Annotated in this window: 16 protein-coding genes and 2 pseudogenes; 10 read left to right on the top strand and 8 right to left on the bottom strand. The window is 51.3% G+C overall.

Annotation, left to right across the window (positions count from 1 at the left end; translation table 11 throughout):
• The first annotated feature begins 70 nt into the window (after nt 1-70).
• Entirely contained in the window at nt 71-772 is a 702-nt protein-coding gene (locus tag ET810_RS03505; protein ID WP_087453993.1) for a TVP38/TMEM64 family protein, read from the top strand.
• 90 nt (nt 773-862) lie between these two features.
• Entirely contained in the window at nt 863-1,435 is a 573-nt protein-coding gene (locus ET810_RS03500) for a MarR family transcriptional regulator (protein WP_134315907.1), read from the top strand.
• 70 nt (nt 1,436-1,505) lie between these two features.
• Here the strand turns inward: ET810_RS03500 and ET810_RS03495 are convergent.
• From ET810_RS03495 to ET810_RS03485, 3 genes and pseudogenes are all read right to left on the bottom strand, one after another.
• Nucleotides 1,506-2,703 (bottom strand): annotated as a pseudogene (locus ET810_RS03495) (SPFH domain-containing protein).
• A complete protein-coding gene (locus ET810_RS03490) occupies nt 2,704-3,132 on the bottom strand; it encodes an NfeD family protein (protein WP_087454887.1) in 429 nt (142 codons plus the stop codon).
• Between the two features lie 50 nt (nt 3,133-3,182).
• A complete protein-coding gene (locus tag ET810_RS03485) occupies nt 3,183-4,025 on the bottom strand; it encodes a DUF3097 domain-containing protein (RefSeq protein ID WP_087453995.1) in 843 nt (280 codons plus the stop codon).
• 33 nt (nt 4,026-4,058) lie between these two features.
• Between ET810_RS03485 and ET810_RS03480 the strand changes: the two are divergent.
• A pseudogene (locus ET810_RS03480) lies at nt 4,059-4,839 on the top strand (hypothetical protein).
• Here the strand turns inward: ET810_RS03480 and ET810_RS03475 are convergent.
• The 3 genes from ET810_RS03475 to ET810_RS03465 all read right to left on the bottom strand — a co-directional run bounded on the left by ET810_RS03475 (nt 4,812) and on the right by ET810_RS03465 (nt 8,811).
• Nucleotides 4,812-5,942: a ferrochelatase gene (locus ET810_RS03475; protein ID WP_134315908.1), complete on the bottom strand. Its 1,131-nt coding sequence runs from the start codon at nt 5,940-5,942 to the stop codon at nt 4,812-4,814. The pseudogene ET810_RS03480 and the gene ET810_RS03475 sit on opposite strands and share 28 nt — an antisense overlap.
• 131 nt (nt 5,943-6,073) lie before the next feature.
• Complete coding sequence (locus tag ET810_RS03470; protein ID WP_174775563.1) at nt 6,074-7,726, bottom strand: DIP1281 family NlpC/P60 protein; 1,653 nt, start codon at nt 7,724-7,726, stop codon at nt 6,074-6,076.
• A gap of 572 nt (nt 7,727-8,298) precedes the next feature.
• Entirely contained in the window at nt 8,299-8,811 is a 513-nt protein-coding gene (locus ET810_RS03465; RefSeq protein WP_225870088.1) for an Rv1476 family membrane protein, read from the bottom strand.
• Nucleotides 8,812-9,189: 378 nt separating this feature from the next.
• On the opposite strand from ET810_RS03465, the gene acnA reads away from it, so the two are divergent.
• The 5 genes from acnA (at nt 9,190) to ET810_RS03440 (ending at nt 15,177) form a co-directional block, all read left to right on the top strand.
• Nucleotides 9,190-11,997, top strand: a complete 2,808-nt coding sequence (gene acnA / locus ET810_RS03460; protein ID WP_171483210.1) for an aconitate hydratase AcnA — start codon at nt 9,190-9,192, stop codon at nt 11,995-11,997.
• A gap of 96 nt (nt 11,998-12,093) precedes the next feature.
• Entirely contained in the window at nt 12,094-12,672 is a 579-nt protein-coding gene (locus ET810_RS03455) for a TetR/AcrR family transcriptional regulator (protein ID WP_087453999.1), read from the top strand.
• Between the two features lie 77 nt (nt 12,673-12,749).
• Nucleotides 12,750-13,469, top strand: coding sequence for a glutamine amidotransferase (locus ET810_RS03450; RefSeq protein WP_087454000.1), 720 nt, complete (start codon nt 12,750-12,752; stop codon nt 13,467-13,469).
• A 52-nt stretch (nt 13,470-13,521) separates the two neighbouring features.
• Nucleotides 13,522-13,791 (top strand): ACT domain-containing protein, encoded by a 270-nt coding sequence (locus tag ET810_RS03445; RefSeq protein WP_087454001.1) that lies wholly within the window; start codon nt 13,522-13,524, stop codon nt 13,789-13,791.
• Between the two features lie 21 nt (nt 13,792-13,812).
• Complete coding sequence (locus ET810_RS03440) at nt 13,813-15,177, top strand: PFL family protein (RefSeq protein WP_087454002.1); 1,365 nt, start codon at nt 13,813-13,815, stop codon at nt 15,175-15,177.
• A gap of 61 nt (nt 15,178-15,238) precedes the next feature.
• Here the strand turns inward: ET810_RS03440 and ET810_RS03435 are convergent, their stop codons facing one another.
• A complete protein-coding gene (locus tag ET810_RS03435) occupies nt 15,239-15,466 on the bottom strand; it encodes a hypothetical protein (RefSeq protein WP_232251706.1) in 228 nt (75 codons plus the stop codon).
• A gap of 136 nt (nt 15,467-15,602) precedes the next feature.
• On the opposite strand from ET810_RS03435, the gene ET810_RS03430 reads away from it, so the two are divergent.
• Nucleotides 15,603-16,712 carry an ATP-binding protein gene (locus ET810_RS03430; RefSeq protein ID WP_087454004.1) on the top strand — a complete coding sequence of 370 codons (1,110 nt, stop codon included), beginning with the start codon at nt 15,603-15,605 and terminating at the stop codon, nt 16,710-16,712.
• A 358-nt stretch (nt 16,713-17,070) separates the two neighbouring features.
• Nucleotides 17,071-19,227 (top strand): DUF5979 domain-containing protein, encoded by a 2,157-nt coding sequence (locus ET810_RS03425; protein WP_134315909.1) that lies wholly within the window; start codon nt 17,071-17,073, stop codon nt 19,225-19,227.
• A 144-nt stretch (nt 19,228-19,371) separates the two neighbouring features.
• On the opposite strand, the gene ET810_RS03420 is transcribed toward ET810_RS03425, so the two are convergent.
• Complete coding sequence (locus tag ET810_RS03420; RefSeq protein ID WP_087454006.1) at nt 19,372-21,003, bottom strand: ABC-F family ATP-binding cassette domain-containing protein; 1,632 nt, start codon at nt 21,001-21,003, stop codon at nt 19,372-19,374.
• Between the last annotated feature and the right edge of the window lie 40 nt (nt 21,004-21,043).

Here is a 21,043-nt window from a genome sequence, read left to right as displayed (position 1 = left end):
TAGTCCGCATCAATTCTTTTCTGTGGCCTTTTTCCCGAATGGGTGGAATCGGGCATTAAGGTAAAGCCTCGTGAACAGTTTTTTTAACTTTGCTTGGGGCATTTTTCGTGATGGATTAAACACTATTAAGTCATGGAGTGCAGCTAAGAATATTAGCGTTTTCGCACTAGGGATAGCTTTTATTCTCATTACAATCCTCGTAGATGTCCCCAGCGTAGAAACGCTCAGGTCGTGGGCAGATGATGCCGGTAGCGCCTTTGTGATTTTGTTCGCTTTTCTATACATCGGGATCACCCAGTTTCCGATACCACGCACTCTTCTCACCTTGTCCGCAGGAATTCTTTTCGGTCCCATCAAAGGGATTATCGTTGCACTCACGTGTACAACAGCCTCCGCAGTCATCTCTTTGCTCATCATCCGCAAACTCTTAGGCGAATGGATGGCACCCAGACTGACTCACCCAGCGGTCTCTGGAATCAACCAGCGCCTACGCCACCGGGGATGGCTGGCTGTCGCGTCATTGCGCATGATCGCCGGAGTCCCCTTTTCCATCATGAACTATGTCGCTGCCCTGACAGCAGTTCCGCCTCTTGGTTTCGCTCTAGCTACGCTCGTCGGTTCTGCTCCCGGCACCATCGTGGTTGTTATTCTGGGAGACTCCATCTTGCGCGGCGCAGATGCGAAAATTCTTCTCTTCTCAGCTTCGCTTGCATTCTTAGGCATTCTAGGATTGCTTATCGACGCCCGCATGCCGGTTAAAACGCGCCGGTAGATAGGCTATGCTCATATCCATATAGTTTTGTAGGGGAAGGTCATCTTCCCCTTAACCTTCATTTATTTTTATAGTTTATAAGGAAGTATCTTGTTCGCTATCCATGCGCGATACCGTGGACGAGAGCGCCGACGCGCTCAGTTCGTTCAACAGTCCGCACGAGCGTTAAGCACGCTAAAAGGAGTGGATGAGTTTACGGTTGTTGGAGCAGAAGACATGGCGTCTGTTATCACAACAGCCGAAGCCGCCTGTGACACAGTCATGGCGCTCATCGCTGGAGGCGACTGGACGATAGGGATAGGCGTGCTCGATTCCCCCACTGCCACACGAGACGATGCTCTCGGCTTAGCAGCCACGGCATTAGGCAATCGCGCACGCGGTGGCACGATCAAAGCAAAAGTCAAACATGATAAAAATTGGGCAGATTCCATCCAATCAGCTTTTTCCTTGATCAACTATGTTCTCTCACGTCGGACGCCCGAGGGACGAGAAGCAACAAGCCTCATGCGTTCGGGTTTCAATCAAAACGAAGCCGCAGCAGAATTAGGGATATCAAAACAAGCAATGAGCCAGCGACTACAAGCAGCTGGCTGGCAAGCAGAACTCTCTGGATACCGACTGGCCATACAGATTCTTAAGCGAGCAAACCGAGAAGATACTTAGGGGCATCTCGGACTAATGCGAAAAGCCGCTGCCTTCAGTAAGAGGAGGCAACGGCTTATTTTCTTTGTGGCTACGCTAAAGTTTCTGGATTATCTAACAGCAAATCATCAGACTGACTAGGAATTTTCTGCTCAATTGCAGGTTGGCCACTTGCTTTTTCTTTTGCAGAAGAACTCATAACACTCGTGGGCTCGTCCACGGGCTTATTCGCTGCAGCTACTGCTGCCTCGATTTCCGGATTCGATGAGGCTTTAAACCAATCCTCATGGTGATCTTCCTCCGCCACGTCGAGACTGCGTTGATCTACCTCGCTGCTCTCGTACCGGAAAACTCCATCATCGTCTTTCTTAGCCAGTGCTTTAGCGAATTGTTCAAGAGAATCGCCAAACTGGCTCGGGATCATCCACATAGTCGATGCTTTGCCCTCAGCAAGCTTAGGCAGCTTTCCAGGTACTGCTAAGCCAAGACCTCGGGGGTTACCTGAGCCGACTTAATTGCTGCGTTAACTTTCTGGATTGCCCGAGCTTCACCTTGAGCTTCCAAATACCTCGCTGCTCTGTCGCCTTCCGCCCGCAAAATGGTAGCCTCACGCTCAGCTTCAGCTGCCAAAATGGCCGCATGCTTTTCGCCTTCTGCAGCAAGAATTTTAGCCTGTTTCTCACCCTCTGCAGTACGGATATCTGATTCCCGACGACCCTCTGCAGTCAAAATCATGGCGCGTTTTCCCGGTCAGCTTTCATCTGCATTTCCATCGACTGCTGGATCGATGGTGGCGGATCAATGGCCTTGAGCTCAACTCGGCTGATGCGCAGACCCCATTTGGTGGTAGCAGCGTCCAGCTCGCCGCGCAGCCTCCGGTTAATAACTTCACGCGATGTCAAGGTCTCTTCTAGGGTCATGCCACCTACTACGTCGCGAAGCGTGGCTACCGATATCTGTTCAACGCCGACGATGTAATTATCTACCCCGTAGATGGCGCGAGCAGCGTCGTTAATTTGGAAGGTCACCACCGTATCGATAGCAACCGTCAGGTTATCTTGCGTAATCACTGCCTGAGGCGGGAAAGACACAACGCGTTCCCTTGTATCCACCTTTGCCCGAACGCGATCGATGAAGGGAACAAGGAGGCTTACTCCGCCAGAAACCGTCTTTGTATAACGCCCAAGACGCTCGATGACGACTGCCTCACCTTGGGGAATAATGACGATTGATTTTGCGATGAGCAGGGCAACAAAGACCACCACCACCGCCAAAAAAATAAGAGACACCTAAGCGTCCTTCCAGACGACTGCTGTTGCACCGTCAATTTCTATTACTGTGACCGATTGCCCCGGTTCAAAATGATGTCCCGGGTCAAGGCTCCGCGCAGACCATATGGATCCGTCGAATCGAACCTGCCCGCCATTTCCCGTTATAGGCTCAATAACCTCAGTCGCAGATCCGATGAGAGCGCGAGCGGACGTATCCAACGCAGCAGGCTTATAAAGCCTCTTTTTAAGAGCTGGTTTAAGGACAAAAAGAAAAGCGATAGATGTGGCGGCAAAGGTTGTCGCTTCCACCCAAAGGGGCACGTCTGCAAAACTGACTCCAGCCGCAGCTAAAGCCCCAAGACCGAGCATAAGAAAGGTCAACTCACCAGCAAGCAATTCCAAACCGATGAGTGAGATACCTGCGATTAACCAAATCAAAGCTGCCACACCACCATCATACTGAAAAACAGTGCTCAATCGGTTGAAAACTTTAAGGATTAAGCAAGATCCTCTTTACTCAGCTCTGGAGTGGTCACAAAGTCAACCAGCCTTTCAACCGCACCAATGAGTGAAGAATCAACGTCGCGGAAAGAACTCACTGCGTTATAAACGCGATTCCAGCCCTCTTTAGGATCACTCCACCCCACGCGGCGGCAAATTCCTGTTTTCCAGTCTTCACCGTAGGGAACTTCTGGCCAAGCACGGAGTCCAAGTCGCTCAGGTTTCACCGCAGCCCAAATGTCTATAAACGGATGCCCTGTAACCAGCACATGCGGGCCAACAGAAGAGGTCAATCGCATTTCTTTAGAGCCTGTGACCAAGTGATCTGCTAAAACGCCAACTCGGCGTCCGTGCTGCGGTTGAAATTCTTCCAACCGCTCAGGCAGGTTGTCTAGGCCTTCCAGATACTCAACCACCACCCCTTCAACGCGGAGATCGTGTCCCCAAATTTTCTCTACAATTGCTGCATCATGAATGCCTTCTACCCAGATCCTTGAAGGCGCAGCTACTTTGGCTTCCACGTTTTTCACTCTCCGCGAGCCCGAATTAGACCGCTGCTCGGCCGTTTTAGGCACGTAACGAGTTAAGGAAACTCTTTGTCCATCTATCATGAACGTGCCTTCGCGCATTTTAAAGATTCGTTCTCGCCCGTGTCGGTCTTCAAGCCGGATAAAGTCGCCATCATATGTGCGCTCAAAATTGACTACGGCGCCTACGAAACCGTCAGCCAACACTTCTACGACGAGACCCGGCTCTGCCGGAATCTGGGGGAAAGATGGTCGCTGCTGGCGAGAATGCCCGTTAAGAATATTCCCGGAATAAGGGTCAGTAAAGCTCATAGACCTAGAGTATTCGCTAAACTCACTTCAGTTATGAACATCCGCACACATGTCTATTCACCGCTACAAAATACGGCGTTATGGATCGCCGCATGGCTCTATGGTCATGAGTCCTATGACCACACCGAACAGGCGCTTAATAACCTTGAAGGGCCACACCGCCTAGGGGATGGAGACATTGGATTCTTTGAATTAGCTCAAACGCTGAGAAAATCACAAAACCATTAGTGGACACTTTCTCTGGAGAACCCTTACTCAGAATCGTCCTTGACGGGCCTGGTACACCCGTGGGTCTACCTGCGCACCATGAAGCAACGGCATGCGCGCAGCAAGCTGGAGGTGCGATCGTGATTACAGGAGGATTGTCGACTCACACTCACATTTTGGTTCCACGCTGGAAAGAGATCAACGGTTTTACTACGTGGGAAACCTTTGCGGTTTCCGATCCCCTTCCTTCCTCTTCTTATCTAACTCCGGGGGATGCCGATCGACTGCTGACCGAGGCAACCAGAACCGCTGCTGAGCTGATTCAGTCCAGCGGTATGCGCAACTCCGAGTTAGCTGACCCGCGGCTTACGGTCGGCATGCTCAACGATTTTTATGAAACGCCTGGACTTCCCGATGCTATCGCTCCTAGGGCAGCAAAACTCATCGCGCGCGCAGATAGAGTGACAGCGATTATGGAGACCGTCACAGATGTTTTAGGCGATCATCCCTTTGACCAGCAGCTCCTAAGCCTGGCAAACACATACGGGAAGCTCGAATGACGGCTGTCAACTATGCGGTTCATGAATGGGGGCGTTTAGCGGGCTGACAACACTGCGGTTCGCAGGCTGCTCCGTTAAAGGAACAGCCTCTCGACGGAACCCTCCCAAGGTGTTGAGCGGACATTGGATTGAGAGTCTCATGAAAAAGCTGGACAACCATCGACGCAAACGTACTAGTGTGCCCGACGGTTTTTGCCCTGACCACTTCGATACCACGTTTCTCCGCCTCGACCTGGAGCTCATTATCCAAGTCCCAGACCACTTCCATATGATCTGAGATGAAGCCGATGGCGGAGACAACTACTTTGTTCACGCCTTGAGAATGAAGGTCGATAATGTGATCTACGATGTCTGGATCGAGCCAAGGGATTTTTCCGTTTCCTGAAGCCGACTGCCACACCACGTCATATTTTTGGACCCCGAGGCGATCTGCGACAAGCCTCGATGCTTCTGCGATCTGACGTGAATAAAGATTTCCATCAGTATCGATGCCCGAGGTCTCATCAGCTATCAGCGGAATTGAATGAGCTGTAAAAACAAGCCTTATCCCCTGCTTTTCTCCTTCTTCAGCGCTCACCCCAAAGTGCTCGAATGCCTGCTGTACAACCTCGGCTTCTTCAGTAATAAAACTGGGATGGTCAAAAAACTGCCGAACTTTTACAAACTCCAGCTGTGGAAGCCCCACGGCGTCGAGATGCTGATTCAATTTGATCAGGTCTTCTCCATACTGGCGGCACCCTGAATAACCACCCCACGCAGAAGTTGCAAACACTATAACTTTGCGGTGTCCTACCCGCGACATCTCTTCAGCAACGTCGTTGGCGTAAGGATGCCAATTTCTATTACCAAAGTAGACCGGTATAGAGAGATTCTGGCTTTGCAGCTCGGCCTCAATATTGGCAACGATCTCACGGTTAAGTTGGTTGAGCGGGCTTACTCCATCAAAGTGATGGTAATGAACAGCAACTTCTTCCAACCTCTCACGTGGTATACCGCGGCCGCGTGTGACATTTTCCAAAAAAGGTAGAACCTGTTCAGGCCCTTCTGGTCCCCCAAAAGATAAGACCAGTACAGCATCAACATCCACTAAATTCCATGCAGGTAATGAATGAAGAGTTTTTGATCGGTACACACTATCAAAGTCGGCCATGCGCAAAAGCCTAACATTGTTCTAGATCACAGGAGAAATTAAGTAAAAGGAACTGCTGCATGCTGGGACATAAACCCGCCCCAGAAGTGAAGATCGATTTCTCAATTCCACCTCTGGGGCGTTGAAAACTACTACAACCTATTAGAGATCAGGCGCACTGCGTATGGGCTCATTCCAGACCAACGCACAGGCGAGATCCGCACCGTAGAACCCGACTGTGGGGCTTCCAGCATTGTTCCATCACCCAGGTAAATCGCAACGTGGTTTTCTGCGTTAGGACCGTAGAAGATCAAGTCGCCTCGTTCCATCTCAGAAGGACTGATCTTTGTCCCCTTCTGATACTGGTAACCAGAATAGTGAGGAAGTGCGATACCTACACCCGCGAAAGCATAAAGCGTGAGGCCTGAGCAGTCGAAACCGACTTTATTGTAGTCGCCATAGGAGTCGGCTACTCCGCCATCGCGAATACCCAATGTTGGGCCGCTTGCATTGCCTCCACCCCAGGCATACTGAGTTCCAATATAAGTTTGGGCGCGGGAGATAACGGTCTCAATTTTTGCAGAACGGCTAGCATTTCCAGCCGCTGCCGTCGCTTTTTTGGTGAGCGTGTCTAAGGTCTCTGGCTGTACAACGTCCAGGTCCCGCAGTACGGAATCCCCGTTAACGGCATCCACTGCTTGCGGAGACTGCACCGTGTTGAGTCCGTTGCCGGTCTGAGAATTATTGAGCGAAGCATGGTCCGGCATAGCGGCTTGGATAAGAGCTTCAGCCGCGGTGGCAGATGCTGTATTCGCATCTCGACGGGTTTGTTGCGCACGCTCCTGAGCGGCAGCCCGTTGCTCTGCTTCCCTTCTTGCGGCTGCGGCTTCCTCGGCAGCCCGTACAGCTAGAGCCTCAGCCTCTTGACGCGCCTTTTCGGCCGCAGCAGCCTCTTCTTCCGCCTTCTTACGGGCGGCTTCAGCTTCCTTGTACTCTTTATACTCGTTGCGCTGGTTGTTCAAGTGAGAGACATTGCCTCGCGCAGCATCAAGCTCGCGTTGAGCCTCGTCTCGGTGCGCAACGAGCTCGGCACGCTTGCGCAGGTTGTCTTCAAGCTTGGCGCTGGAATCGTCGATAGCCTGCTGAGCCGTCGCCTTAGCACTTTCGGCAGCCTTTTCGCGCTGTTCTGCAAGGTTCCGAGCCTCGCGCAACCGAGATTCCTCGTTCGCCTGTTCAGTGCGGAGGCGATCAAGCTTATCGACGGCTTCCCGCTGCTTCTCCGCATTGGTACGCAGGTATGTTTGCCGGTCTAGTGCGTCCTCAGACGCAGTTTTTCCAGCAACGCCCGCAACTCCGCTGGGGGCTGCGCCCTGACGATAAGCACTCCGCGAGATCTCATCTAATACTTTTTGAGCATTAACAATCTCAGACTGGGTGTCGTCAAGGCGCGAGCGCGCGGCCGAAACACCATCACGCGCCTGCTGCGCAGAGCTCTGGGCGTCGTGATAGTCCACAAGCGCTTTATTTACAGCCTCTCGCAGACCGCCCATTTCCATTTCCAGGCTAGCAATCTGACTATCAGAGGTGGACAAGGAAGCTGCAAGGCCAGAGACTTTACCTTCTGCTTGCCCGACAGCCCCATTAGCGTCGGCAATCTCGGAGTCAGAAGGGTTTACCGGCTCAGCATACGCAGGCGTGGTACTTCCGATGCATGCGACGATAACACCTGATGCAACGATAATGCGAGCTTTCCCTAACGCACTAACTCCGGCCGTATAGCCGCGGCGTGAAGCGAAATTGGTCACGAGTTCTCCTGTCAGTCTCCAAAACGCGACGGAAAAACCGCACACATCTATACCCCAGCGCAAAACCAGGAGGAAACAGCTTTCTATTTAAACAACTCGCGAACCGACGTTGAGATCGTGACTAACCTCTTCCTCCGCGTGCTTCCTCACATGCGTGATTTTGGCTAGGTCAAGGGTCTCGAATCGACTCGCGAGTCGACAATTGAACCATAAAGCACTTTTCCCACTTTGTCTTCATCTTTTCTTTTAGTCCAACCCATGCTCTAAAACCACTTCAGTCACAGTCGTGCACTTGACCTGCAAACTCTACAAACACATGCCCATTTTGTTATTTATGTCACAAATTGACCTATTGTCGCGTGTCGGGCAAAAAAGGCAGGCCTTTGAATGCATTCAAGCATCTCGCAAGTGCTCCACGGTCAAGCTTTTAGCCCTGACAGAAAGTAGAACCGCCCAGGCCAGCCACACAAAAGAGAAAACGTCGAAAAGATCCCTCAAAATATAAACAAATCCCCTTTAAATCAAGTGCTCTTCCTTGATTTAAAGGGGATTTGAGGGCTTGTACCACGGAACTAACCGCGACGACGCTGTGAGATGAATGTTCCAGCGATCGCAAGAAAAGCAACCAGCATAGCCAAAAAACCAATGGGGGCTAGCGGAATGGTTTCATGCTCCAAATGTGCCGCCAGCTGAGTAACTCCCGCCACATAATTTGGCTCAGAAAAAAACTGATGCTGCAGCGCTTCCAGTTCTGCCCTACTATGCCCCTTACTTACTATGGCTCCAGTATGGGGAGAACGCACCGCCACCGTTGAGACTTCACCGTCCGCGGAAAGTCGATTGAGAAGCTCCTGTGCCAGATCCCTCAAATCGGCCGGATGCTCGGGGGTCTGATCAACCACGGCGATAGCAAGTCCTCGCCCCTGGGTGGCGTCGACAAGCTTCTCGTGCACTTCAGAGTTAGGGGTCTGCAAAACTACGCCGCTTGCTTTTAGTTCAGCTTCATAAGCATTGACATCGATCCCCTGCGGCAGCATCGCCCCTCCAGTATTTCCGTAATTATTAGCTAGAGCCTTAGGCGTCAAATATAACAAGATTTACGGCATAGTCCGGGAGCAAAAGGCATCTATCCGGTAACGAGATATGAAGATCCGTCCCTGTATGGAAAATTGAACTCCGCAATCCCGACCCACACACCCCCTGCTTGTGAATTTATTCCGGAATTTATGAACCCAATGACCGCCACGAGGGGGTGAAAATCACAACGCACAGCGCGAAACATTAGCCAACAGAACGCCCGTACTGTTAGAATGTGCGTTAGGCGACGTCTTATCCATACACCGTTTCGAGGTACACGGGATGGGTGACGACGACAACATGATCCGCTGCTGATACCGGCCCAAAGCACTACGCAGCAGCTGTGAACAGAAGAAACTGATCACTATTTGGAAGTGGAGCTCACCGTGACTGAAAGCAAGAACTCCTTCAACGCCAAGCAAACGCTTGAGGTTGGCAACAAGTCTTATGATTACTTCGCGCTCAATGCAGTTGAAGGAATGGAGAATCTGCCCTACTCCCTGAAGGTTCTCGGGGAGAATCTTCTTCGTACAGAAGACGGCGCAAACATCACCGCCGATCACATCAACGCCATTGCTCACTGGGATCCCAGCGCTGAACCAAGCATCGAGATTCAGTTCACCCCCGCACGCGTTTTGATGCAGGACTTCACCGGTGTTCCCTGCGTTGTTGACCTAGCAACCATGCGAGAAGCGGTTAAAACCCTAGGTGGCGACCCTGATGATGTGAACCCCCTTAACCCTGCCGAGATGGTTATCGACCACTCAGTTATCGTTGAGGCTTTCGGCTCCCACGACGCACTAGCCAAGAACGTAGAAATTGAATACGAGCGCAACGCAGAGCGCTACCAGTTCCTACGTTGGGGCTCCAAGTCCTTCTCCAATTTCCGTGTGGTTCCTCCAGGAACAGGTATTGTTCACCAGGTAAATATCGAAAACCTCGCACGCGTTGTTTTTGACAATGAAGGCTTGGCATATCCCGATACCTGTATCGGCACCGATTCACACACCACGATGGAAAACGGCCTCGGCGTTCTTGGCTGGGGTGTCGGTGGTATCGAAGCTGAAGCAGCCATGCTTGGCCAGCCGGTCTCAATGCTGATCCCCCGCGTTGTCGGCTTTAAGCTCACGGGCGAAATCCCAGTGGGTGTGACTGCAACCGACGTTGTGCTTACCATTACCGAGATGCTCCGCGAGCACGGCGTGGTCCAAAAGTTCGTTGAATTCTACGGCAACGGTGTTAAGTCCGTTCCTCTTGCTAACCGCGCAACCATCGGCAACATGTCGCCAGAATTCGGCTCTACCTGTGCGATCTTCCCGATCGACGAAGAAACCGTCAAGTATCTTCGCCTTACCGGACGTCCTGAAGAGCAGACCGCTCTCGTAGAGGCATACGCTAAGGCTCAAGGCATGTGGCTTGACCAGGACGCGCCAGAAGCTCAGTACTCCGAGTACCTAGAGCTAGATCTTGGCACGGTTGTCCCCTCGATCGCTGGCCCCAAGCGCCCGCAGGACCGCATCCTACTCACCGAGGCAAAAGAGCAATTCCGTAAAGATCTCCCCGATTACTGCTCTGCGGAACCTGCTGATAAGTCGCTTCCGGCAAAGCGCATGGACGCCGAGGGTGCTGCCCAGGAAGAGGGAGACTCCAACGTTAACTACAACGCTTCCCGCGCCGGCCATGGCGAGTCCGCTGCCGCAGGTGCTGCCGGACGCCAGTCCAACCCTGTAGTAGTAACCTCTCCAAACGGTGGTGAGTACACGCTCGATCACGGCATGGTCGCTATCGCTTCCATTACCTCTTGCACCAACACATCTAACCCATCCGTCATGATTGGCGCTGGCCTGATCGCCCGTAAGGCTGCCGAAAAGGGACTTAAAGCTAAGCCATGGGTCAAGACCATTTGTGCGCCTGGCTCCCAGGTTGTCGACGGATACTACCGCCGCGCTGACCTCTGGAAAGACCTTGAGGCACTGGGCTTCTACCTCTCTGGTTTTGGTTGCACCACGTGTATCGGTAACTCCGGCCCGCTTCCAGAAGAGATTTCCACCGCGATCAATGAGCACGACTTGACCGCAACCGCTGTGCTGTCTGGTAACCGCAACTTTGAAGGTCGCATCTCCCCAGATGTCAAGATGAATTACTTGGCATCCCCGATCATGGTTATCGCTTATGCCATCGCGGGAACAATGGACTTTGACTTTGAGACTCAAGCACTTGGCAAAGACCAGGACGGAAATGACGTCTTCCTGAAGGATATCTGGCCTTCTACCGAGGCGATCGAATCCACCATCGAGTCTGCTATCTCTCGTGAGCTCTACGAAGCTGACTACGCCGATGTGTTCAAAGGTGACGAGCAGTGGCAAAACCTCCCCACACCAGAAGGCAAGACTTTCGAGTGGGACGAGTCCTCTACCTACATCCGCAAGGCGCCTTACTTTGATGGCATGACTCTGGAGACTTCCCCGGTCACGGATATCAAGGGCGCTCGTGTTTTGGCAAAGCTAGGTGACTCTGTAACCACCGACCACATCTCTCCTGCGTCGTCCATCAAGCCAGGCACTCCTGCTGCGCAGTACCTCGATGCCAACGGTGTATCCCGCAATGACTACAACTCTTTGGGATCTCGCCGTGGTAACCACGAGGTCATGATGCGAGGCACGTTTGCCAACATCCGCTTGCAGAACCAGCTGGTAGATGTGGCAGGCGGCTATACGCGCAACTTTACACAGAATGATGCGCCTCAGGCCTTTATCTTCGATGCATGCGAAAACTACAAGGCTGCTGGCATTCCGCTGGTCGTTCTAGGCGGAAAAGAGTACGGTACTGGTTCATCGCGTGACTGGGCTGCAAAGGGTACTAACCTCCTGGGTGTCAAGGCTGTCATCACCGAGTCTTTCGAGCGCATTCACCGCTCTAACCTCATCGGTATGGGTGTGATTCCGCTTCAGTTCCCTGAGGGCGAGTCGCATGCAAGCCTCGGTTTGGACGGCACTGAGGTCTTTGACATCGAAGGCATCGAAGAGCTGAACAACGGAGTTACTCCAAAGACCGTTCATGTGACGGCTACAAAGGATTCCGGCGACAAGGTTGAATTCGATGCAGTTGTTCGTATCGATACACCAGGTGAGGCTGATTACTATCGTAACGGCGGTATCCTGCAATTCGTGCTCCGTCAGATGATTAAGGGCTAGTGTGCAGCCTTAGTCGTTTAGGATCATGAACTTCGAGGACTCCATTCTCGTTGAGCGGAGTCCTCGATTCTTTAGACCAGAAGGAAGGGGTCCTTCGTGCCCGTTGTAAGTAGCACCGAACTGACGCTGCGTCGCCAAGAGATCCTAGAAGGGGCTCGCAGGTGTTTCGCTGAGCACGGCTACGAGGGAGCGACCGTACGTCGTCTGGAAGAGACCATAGGAAAGTCTCGCGGCGCGATTTTTCACCATTTCAACGACAAAGAAAATCTTTTTCTGGCTTTAGCGCGAGAAGATGCTGCACGAATGGCGGAAGTTGTTGCAGAAAACGGCTTGGTTGAAGTCATGCGAGATATGCTTGACCATCCAGAGCGCCACGATTGGCTAGCCACACGGCTAGAGATCGCCAAAATGCTCCGCACAGATCCAGCTTTCAGAGCTCGGTGGCAAGAGCATCAGCGAGTGTTAGATGAAGCGGTGGTAACTCGTCTTGAGCGAAATGCGCATTTAGGAAGAATGCGTGACGACGTTCCCATACAGGTTCTTCACACCTACCTAGAAACAGTAATGGATGGCTTCATTTCCCGACTAGCCTCCGGCACCGCTACAGAGGATCTTGATCAAGTTCTCGACCTTGTAGAAGAAACTGTGCGCTCCCACCCAAAACCTACGCCATAGGGCTCCGCACCAGACAAACCGCATGATCATGACACCGCATTCTGCAACTCTAGACCAAGTAGTCTAGAGTTGCTTCTATGGTCTCCGTTCTCTTAGTTTCTCCGCGGTCTGGTGAATCAGTTGCACACGCTGAATACAACGATGTCCTTCGCGCTACTGGACTTTCTTCCGAACAGCTCACGCAACGAATGTTAGATACCGCCGAAGCAACTGTGGGGTCTCTGGAAGGATTTGACGGAGTAATCGTTGGCGGGAGTCCGCTCAACGTTACCAACGATTCCTATGACCAATGGCAGCTTCAAGTCCATTCAGAGATACAGAAGCTTATCGACGCTCCCCTCCCGGTATTTTTTATTTGTTACGGTACGGCGCTTGCCATATCCCTGACAGGCGGAACAGTCGGGCGCTCCTATCCTGAAGCATCTGGTCCTACGATCGTTCAGCTCACTGCTGAGGGGAAACAAGACAGAATCACCCGCGATCTTCCCGCAGAGTTTAGCTCGCTCACCGGACACACAGAAAGCGGTGAAAAACTCGGCGAAGGCGTTACGCTGTTAGCTACGGGACCCACCTGCCCGATCCAGATGGTTCGAATCAACAGCTCCACATGGGCGTGCCAGTTCCATGCAGAAATGGATGCCGCCGCGATGAAAACGCGTATGGATTTCTATTTCGACTATGGGTACTTCACCCCGGAAGACTACGATTCTATCGTTGCAATTCTCCCTCATATTGACACGACGTATTCCAACAGAGTGCTACAGAATTTTATTGAGGTCTGCCGAAATAACCGCTAGGTAACTCTCCCCCGAAAGATCCATATATTCGGCCTCCCGCTAAGATAGCGTCATGTTCGCCATTATTTCCGTCACCGGTGCAGATCACACCGGAATCATTGCCGCAGTCGCTACCAAGTGCGCAGAGCTTGAAATCAATATTAATAATGTGTCGCAGACAATCATGGACGGCTATTTCACCATGATTCTCCATGTCTCCTTTGATGATTCTGCGACAGACATCGCAACGATTCAAGAGCACATGGCAGAAGTGGAAAAGGATCAAAATCTGGTCATCCGGATTCAGTCCCAAGCCATTTTCGATGCTATGAACACAATCTAGCTCCTGAGGAACTTCAGACACATGACTACGCTTCATTCAAGCAGCAATATCTTGGAAACAATCGAGATGATTGAAAAATATCGTCTTGATATTCGCACCGTGACTATGGGCATCAGCCTTCTGGATTGTGTCCGGGGAACAATGGAGGATACGTGCGATGCGATTTATAACAAGATCACAACCGTAGCTAAAGATCTAGTATCCGAGTGCGAAGGCATCGAGCGTGAACTCGGAATCCCCATCGTTAACAAACGTATTTCCGTGACACCTGTGGCACTCATTGCTGCAGCTGTCGATGGCAGCCCTGTAGAAATTGCGAAGGCTCTCGATCGAGCCGCAAAGGCAGTGGGAGTCAACTTTATTGGCGGCTATTCCGCATTAGTCGAAAAGGGCATGACTTCAGGAGATAAGAAGCTTATCGACTCCATCCCTGAGGCTCTGACTGTCACGGACGTTGTTTGCTCTTCCGTTAATATTGGTTCCTCCCGTGCCGGCATCAACATGGATGCAGTAAGGGAAATGGGCAGAGTAATTAAAGAAGCGGCAGAACTGACTAAAGATAACAGCGCAATTGCTTGCGCTAAATTGGTCGTTTTTGCCAATGCCGTGGGTGATAACCCATTTATGGCCGGAGCTTTCCATGGCGTGGAAGAGCCCGACTGCGTGGTAAGCGTCGGCGTGTCCGGCCCTGGTGTTGTGGATAGGGCGCTTGGTTCTCTTGATGGAGCTAGCTTGGACCAGGTTGCAGAAGCCATTAAAAAGGCTGCTTTTAAAATCACCCGTGCAGGCCAACTGGTCGGAAATATGGCGTCCGAACGTTTGGGCGTGCCTTTTGGCATCGTAGATCTCTCACTGGCGCCAACCGCGGAACTAGGCGATTCTGTTGCGCACATTATGGAACACATGGGTCTTGACCAAGTGGGAACTCATGGAACAACCGCAGCCCTTGCGCTACTTAACGACGCAGTTAAAAAGGGCGGCATGATGGCATGTTCCCGCGTAGGAGGGCTCTCCGGCTCTTTCATCCCTGTTTCAGAAGACAAGGGAATGATCGACGCAGTACGTGCTGGGAATATTTCCGTGGGTAAACTCGAAGCAATGACAGCGATTTGTTCAGTCGGCCTAGACATGATTGCTATTCCCGGAGATACCTCGGCAGAGCTGATTTCTGGCATGATTGCCGACGAAGCTGCAATCGGCGTGATGAACCATAAGACCACAGCCGTCCGCGTGATCCCGGTTCCTGGCACTCACCCCGGCGATGAGGTCAACTTTGGTGGCCTCCTGGGATATGCCCCCGTTATCCCTGTATCCACCGTTGATAATTCGACCTTTATCCAGCGCGGTGGTTTTATCCCCGCGCCGGTGCATGGTTTTAGGAACTAATCTTTTCTTCCGGTTTTATAGTGTGCTGACCTGTGTTATCTACTGATAACTGCTCAGCACACTACTTTTTTATTCCGAAAGCCAAAAAGGCTGGTGCACCCAGTCCCCCTATAAACGTAACTGGTAACCACAACCACTTTGACCCAATTATTTTTTGAGCCGGAAGGTGATAGAGAAAATGCCATGCAGCAGTCTTACCTATCACGTCCGCAACCAAAACAGAAATAACGATCTTTCGTTCAGTAGGGTTTAGCGTGAACCACTTTTTCATATTTTCTTTCCATTCCATATGGCTATTGCTGATGAAGAAACAATCCTGTTGTATCTGATACTACGGGGTTTCTTGGTGTATCAACAGAGATTTACCTACAAAACCTACAAGCGACTTCATTACCTACAAAACCTACATCAGGTATGTTGGGGATATGCGCAATCCTTTCCGTCCCAGTTTTGGAGTCAACCCTCTTGTTGTTGCCGGAAGAACTTCGATCGTGGATAATTTCGGCTTTGCACTCAGAGAAGGTATTGGCGCCCCCTATCGTTTCATACTTATTAGCGGAACCCGCGGAACCGGTAAAACCGTCCTCCTAAATCAACTAGAGGCAGGGGCCAAGGAATTAGATTGGACATGCGTTCGAGCCCGCGCGTCCGACCATGAACACCACGAGCTCATCCATGTCTCATTGCCACAACTGCTTAGACAAAGACAACCTCGTGGACCACATGTAGGGGTATCAGGCGTATCCATTGCTAATATTGGAGGGATCACCTTTGATAAGCCTTCTCAGTTGCCACCACAGGTATCTCTATGGTCGATAATGAATGATGTTGCGAGAGACCTCACGGCAAGCGGATCCGGCCTTTTGATCACGATGGATGAGGTGCAATCAGCTTTGCCCGAATCACTTCATTTCCTCATGGATGCCATCCAAGACTGCGTGCGCAATGAATACAATATCGCGTTGGCTGTGGCGGGCCTCCCACTTGAGATATCAAAACTCCTTGCCCATGAGGGCACCACGTTTCTTCGTCGCGCAATGCACATCCCCATAGAAGCTTTGAATAATGACGATGTTCGCACCGCCATTGCCCAAACGGTCAAACATGGCGGAAAAGATATCGACGATCAGGCGCTCAGCACTCTTACCCACGCATGCCATGGGTATGCCTACCTCATTCAACTATGCGGGTCGATCGCATGGACCATGGCAGGCTCTCATGACATATCTGAAGAACACGTCGACAGATCCCTCCCCTTAGTTATCGAACGCATGGGCCAGCAAGTACATATGCCAGCAATGAAGGGAATCCCTTATCGCGAGATGCAATTCCTTATCAAGCTTGCAGAAGCCGAAGGTCCTGCCAATTTTAATGAACTGGGAGCCGAATTAGGTATCCCCGGAAGTCAGCCTTCCACATACCGCAGGCGACTCCTTGACCGTGGCGTTATCGTTGCCACGGGGCGCGGGCGTGCAGACTTTGCACTCCCCTATCTGCGCGAGCACTTGAGACTCAATGCCGAGCAATATCTATAACTGGCTTCCACGCCATAAGGTGACACCAGCAGTGCGCGAGTAGCTACAGGCACTAGCGCTTGCGATTCAGTTAGCCATCATAGGAAATCAGTCCACAATACATGTACTCGATGTTCCCAAAACCATCGAATAGGGGCACGGGGGACCCTTAATATCATCTGTTTGTTAGTGAAATAAAAGATTTTTTAGCGTTTCGATGTTGGGTTGTTGTCATGACCCTATAAAAGTAGGCTACATATGAGACATCAACAAAAACGCTTATTTTTGTGCCATCTCCCCCGCACTCCCCTCACTTCACCCTGAAGAAAATCTCAATATTTTAGTACCCATCATTTAATGATGGCGATATGGAAATTCTATGATGCTTACTAATACAAAGCACGCTTCAGCCAATCGTTTAACAAAAAACCCTTGGCTTAGTGTGTTGCTCGCCTTGCTACTCATTGCAAGTTTCACCCCTCTCCTAGTGCAATCGCCTTCAGCCACCGCACAAGAAACATGCACAGGCGGTAGCTGGTCGAATATCAAATGGAAAGACGATAGCCCGAACATCAAAGACGGCAAATACGTAGGTCCGAGCGGATTTTCAGAAGTCCAATTTGATTGGAAAGCCAACAAAGAGGCCAAAGCCGGCGATATTATCACTTTCACCCTTCCAAAAGAATTAAAAGCTGTGAACACTGGAACAGTTGCTCTTCGGGATAAAACTGGTGAGGTTGTTGCTACTGGTACGTGGTCCGGTAAAACTTTCGTTATCAAACTGACCGATTTTCAAAGTCGTAACTTCAATGTGGAAGGCACCGCGTTCGTCTCTGTCTCATGGGACACTAACCAGAATTTTGACGGAGCCCTAAACTTCACCGGCTGCAGTACTGGGAGCTTGTCAGGAAAATTTGAGCAGCGCGAGGGTGGGCTTTTCCACGATGACTCAAAAATCGGTGAATACACCGGCTACGATGAGAAGACTGGCAACTACAAGATCCAGTGGTCAGTAGGAATCGATCCTAAAAAACACCAAAACGATAATCATCAGGTTCTTGTTACAGATAAAGCCCCTGACGGATGGAAGTTTACCTGCGACGGTAATGACGCCAATGGTTATTACCCAGCATACGTTTCTTCCATCATTAAGAACGGTTATGGCCAAGCAGAAGTAGTCCGTCATGCCATCTACGATGTCACCCGTTACCCCAGTGGGGGAACGCTAACAGGTTTTAGCAATATAAAAAACGAGGCTCCTCAAAGTGGATCTAGTTACAAACTGAACTGCACACCAGACGAAGTCTTCGTTGAATTCCCTCGTGGTTTGTCTGATCAATCCGCCCCTATCGTAACGCTTACAGCGGTAACAAAGAACAAGCCTGCTCCAGGTAGCATCGTGACGAACAAAGCTAAAATCGACAACGTTGATGTTGAAGGACACGTTCGTTTCCCCAACGCCGGTGGCCTAGGGCGAGGCAGCAAAGGTGGTTTCACCATTGAGAAAAACGTTGTAGGCACAGAAGAAGATAAAGCCAAAGAATACACATTTGAGTATCAGTGCACATCTGATAATGGTGGTAGTGAGAAAAAGGGTACGGTCGCTGTAAAGTCCGGCGATTTTGCCCATATTAAAGACTTGGATAAAGGTCTAAAGTGCACAGTCAAAGAGCAAGACTTGCAGGTAGAAGAAGGCAGGAAACTTACGACATCTTGGGTTGTAATCGACAAAGATGGCAAAGTCACTAGCTCCAATTCCACCTCTACCGTGAATATCACGATTGAGGATCCAAGCGAAGAGGCCGTTCATCTCATTGCAACCAACAAATTTGAGCAAAAGCAAACCGGTAGTTTCACCCTTAAGAAAAAGGTAGAGGGTGTAAAAACCTCGGAGAAGTTCACTTTCAAATGGGAATGCACCGCTAATGAGACTACAAAGGTTAGCGGTGAAAGCATGCTTTCCCATGACTCAGAAGTAAAGATTGAGGGTCTTCCTCTCAATTCGACTTGTAAGATCACTGAAGCCCCTGTGGAGCTAGTAAGCTATACGCATTCTTTGAGCTGGCTAACCAATGACGAAAAGAGCGGTTCTGAAAATCCGTTCACGGTATCCCCTCGCGATAGCAGCTCCGAGACTCCATTGGTTGTAACTGCAGTGAATAAGTACACCCCCGTGGTACCTCCTGTAGAGCCAACGTCCTCTTCGTCTACCACTACGCAGACCACGGAACCAACGTCGTCCTCGTCTACGACATCGAAGACGACGACACACGCTGTCCCGCCGATTATCCCAATTCCTATCCCTATCCCGGTCCCTACGGTATTGCCGCCAGCACCTACTGCTTCACCCAATACCCCAGCTCCGACAACTACCCCTCAAGCACATCCAACATCTACAGCTCCGCAGCCAGAACGCGGTAAAGGTGTGCTAGCCAAAACAGGTGCTTCTGTGCTTTGGATCGCCTTGTTAGCTATCCTCTTAGTCAGCCTGGGCGGCGTAATGATGTACACTACAAACGCTAAAAAGAAGAAATAACTTCTAGGCACTGAATCCACTAAAATGCTCGGCCCTTAGCTTGATGACTAAGTGGTCAAAGGCTTCTAACTACCCTCACCGGTCGCAACGATTAATACGTATGTGGTATCCGATGAGGTTATTCGCAAAACTATTACAGTCGGGCTAAGCCAGTTCGACGATCTCCATGTAGGCCTCGCTCCACAGGTCTTCGTCTCCATCCGGAAGCACTATGACGCGTTCGGGTTCTAGTGCACGCACTGCTCCAGGGTCGTGAGTCACAAGCACCACAGCCCCTTTATAGGTTCGGAGTGCGTCAAGTACCTGTTCTCGGGAAACCGGATCAAGGTTGTTCGTGGGCTCGTCGAGAAGCAAGACGTTTGCGCGCGACGAAACCAAGGCGGCCAGCGCCAATCGCGTCTTCTCACCGCCTGATAGCGTCCCAGCAGGTTGATCGAGCTGCTCACCGGTAAACATGAAAGCGCCGAGGAGACCGCGGAGGTCTTGTTCGCCGGCTTCTGGGCAAGCGTCGATGGTGTTCTGCCAGACAGATTTTTGTGGATCGATGGTGTCATTTTCCTGGGCAAAATAGCCGATTTTCAAGCCATGCCCTGAAACAATTCCGCCTTCGCCGTCTGTTCTTTCAACGCCTGCAAGAAGTTTCAGAAGTGTCGTCTTACCTGCACCGTTGAATCCGAGGACCACTACTCGGGATCCTTTATCAATGGCGAGATCCACGCCAGCGAATACTTCCAATGAACCGTACATCTTGGTCAACCCGGTCGCGTTCAAAGGGGTTTTTCCGCAAGGCGCTGGCTCAGGAAAAGAGATGTTGGCTACGCGGTCTGCGATGCGGATCGCATCAAGGTTGCCCATCATTTTTTCAGCGCGCGCCAGCATCTGTTTAGCTGCGGCAGCTTTGGTGGCTTTAGCGCAGAGTCGAGCTGCTTGGTCCTTCAGTGCGGCGGCTTTCTTCTCCGCGTTGGCCCGCTCGCGACGACGTCGAGCCTCGTCAGTGGCTCGCGCATCTTTGTACTTAGAAAAGCTCATGTTGTAGATGTCGGCTTCGCCACGCACGGCATCGAGGAACCACACTTTATTACAGACTGCATCAAGCAGCTCTACATCGTGCGAGATCATGATGAGCCCGCCTTCGTGCTTGCTCAAAAAATCGCGCAGCCACGTAATGGAATCGGCATCAAGGTGGTTCGTTGGCTCGTCGAGAAGCAACGTGATGCTTGATTTTCCAGAGCCTGCCGACGCCGCGAAAAGGATTTGCGCCAGCTCTACCCTACGGCGTTGTCCGCCAGAAAGCGTCTTGAGTGGTTGGTCAAGAATCCGTGCGGGAAGACCCAAGTTATCGCAGATACGTGCTGCTTCAGCAGCTGCCTCATAGCCGCCAAGCGCATGATAGCGTTCCTCAAGCCGCGAATACTTGCGAATAGCGGCATCGCGCTTTTTACCATCCGTTGTGGTCTCCATGATTTCCTGCTGGCGTTCCATGGAGGTCTTGATCTGGTCTAGTCCACGTGCAGAAAGAACACGATCACGCGCGGATTGATCGATATTGCCTTCTCGCGAGTCTTGCGGAAGATAACCAATGTCGCCACTACGAGTCACTACGCCGGCATAGGGTTCAGTCTCCCCCGCCAAAATTCGCATCGTAGTAGTTTTGCCGGCACCGTTGCGGCCAACAAGTCCAATTCGATCTCCCGGCTGTACACGAAGATGCTGGCCAGGAGCATTTAGGAGGGTTCTTGCCCCTACGCGGACTTCAAAATCATTGGTCACAATCACAACGGCGGATTATATCAAGTAACCATCCCTATCCTGTAAC

The sequence above is a fragment of the Corynebacterium silvaticum genome (genome assembly GCF_004382825.2).
In the GTDB taxonomy this organism is placed as follows: Bacteria; Actinomycetota; Actinomycetes; order Mycobacteriales; family Mycobacteriaceae; genus Corynebacterium; species Corynebacterium silvaticum.
The sequence above is the reverse complement of the archived record's forward strand: the minus strand, read 5'-3'. Positions and strand labels throughout refer to the sequence as shown.

Bases quoted from the DNA above. Each gene is read 5' to 3' on its own strand.
- ET810_RS03485 (WP_087453995.1), bottom strand. From the start codon at position 4,025: ATGAGCTTTACTGACCCTTATTCCGGGAATATTCTTAACGGGCATTCT.
- ET810_RS03475 (WP_134315908.1), bottom strand. From the start codon at position 5,942: ATGGCCGACTTTGATAGTGTGTACCGATCAAAAACTCTTCATTCATTA.
- ET810_RS03450 (WP_087454000.1), top strand. From the start codon at position 12,750: ATGGTCTCCGTTCTCTTAGTTTCTCCGCGGTCTGGTGAATCAGTTGCA.
- ET810_RS03445 (WP_087454001.1), top strand. From the start codon at position 13,522: ATGTTCGCCATTATTTCCGTCACCGGTGCAGATCACACCGGAATCATT.
- ET810_RS03440 (WP_087454002.1), top strand. From the start codon at position 13,813: ATGACTACGCTTCATTCAAGCAGCAATATCTTGGAAACAATCGAGATG.
- ET810_RS03435 (WP_232251706.1), bottom strand. From the start codon at position 15,466: ATGGAATGGAAAGAAAATATGAAAAAGTGGTTCACGCTAAACCCTACT.
- ET810_RS03430 (WP_087454004.1), top strand. From the start codon at position 15,603: ATGCGCAATCCTTTCCGTCCCAGTTTTGGAGTCAACCCTCTTGTTGTT.
- ET810_RS03425 (WP_134315909.1), top strand. From the start codon at position 17,071: ATGATGCTTACTAATACAAAGCACGCTTCAGCCAATCGTTTAACAAAA.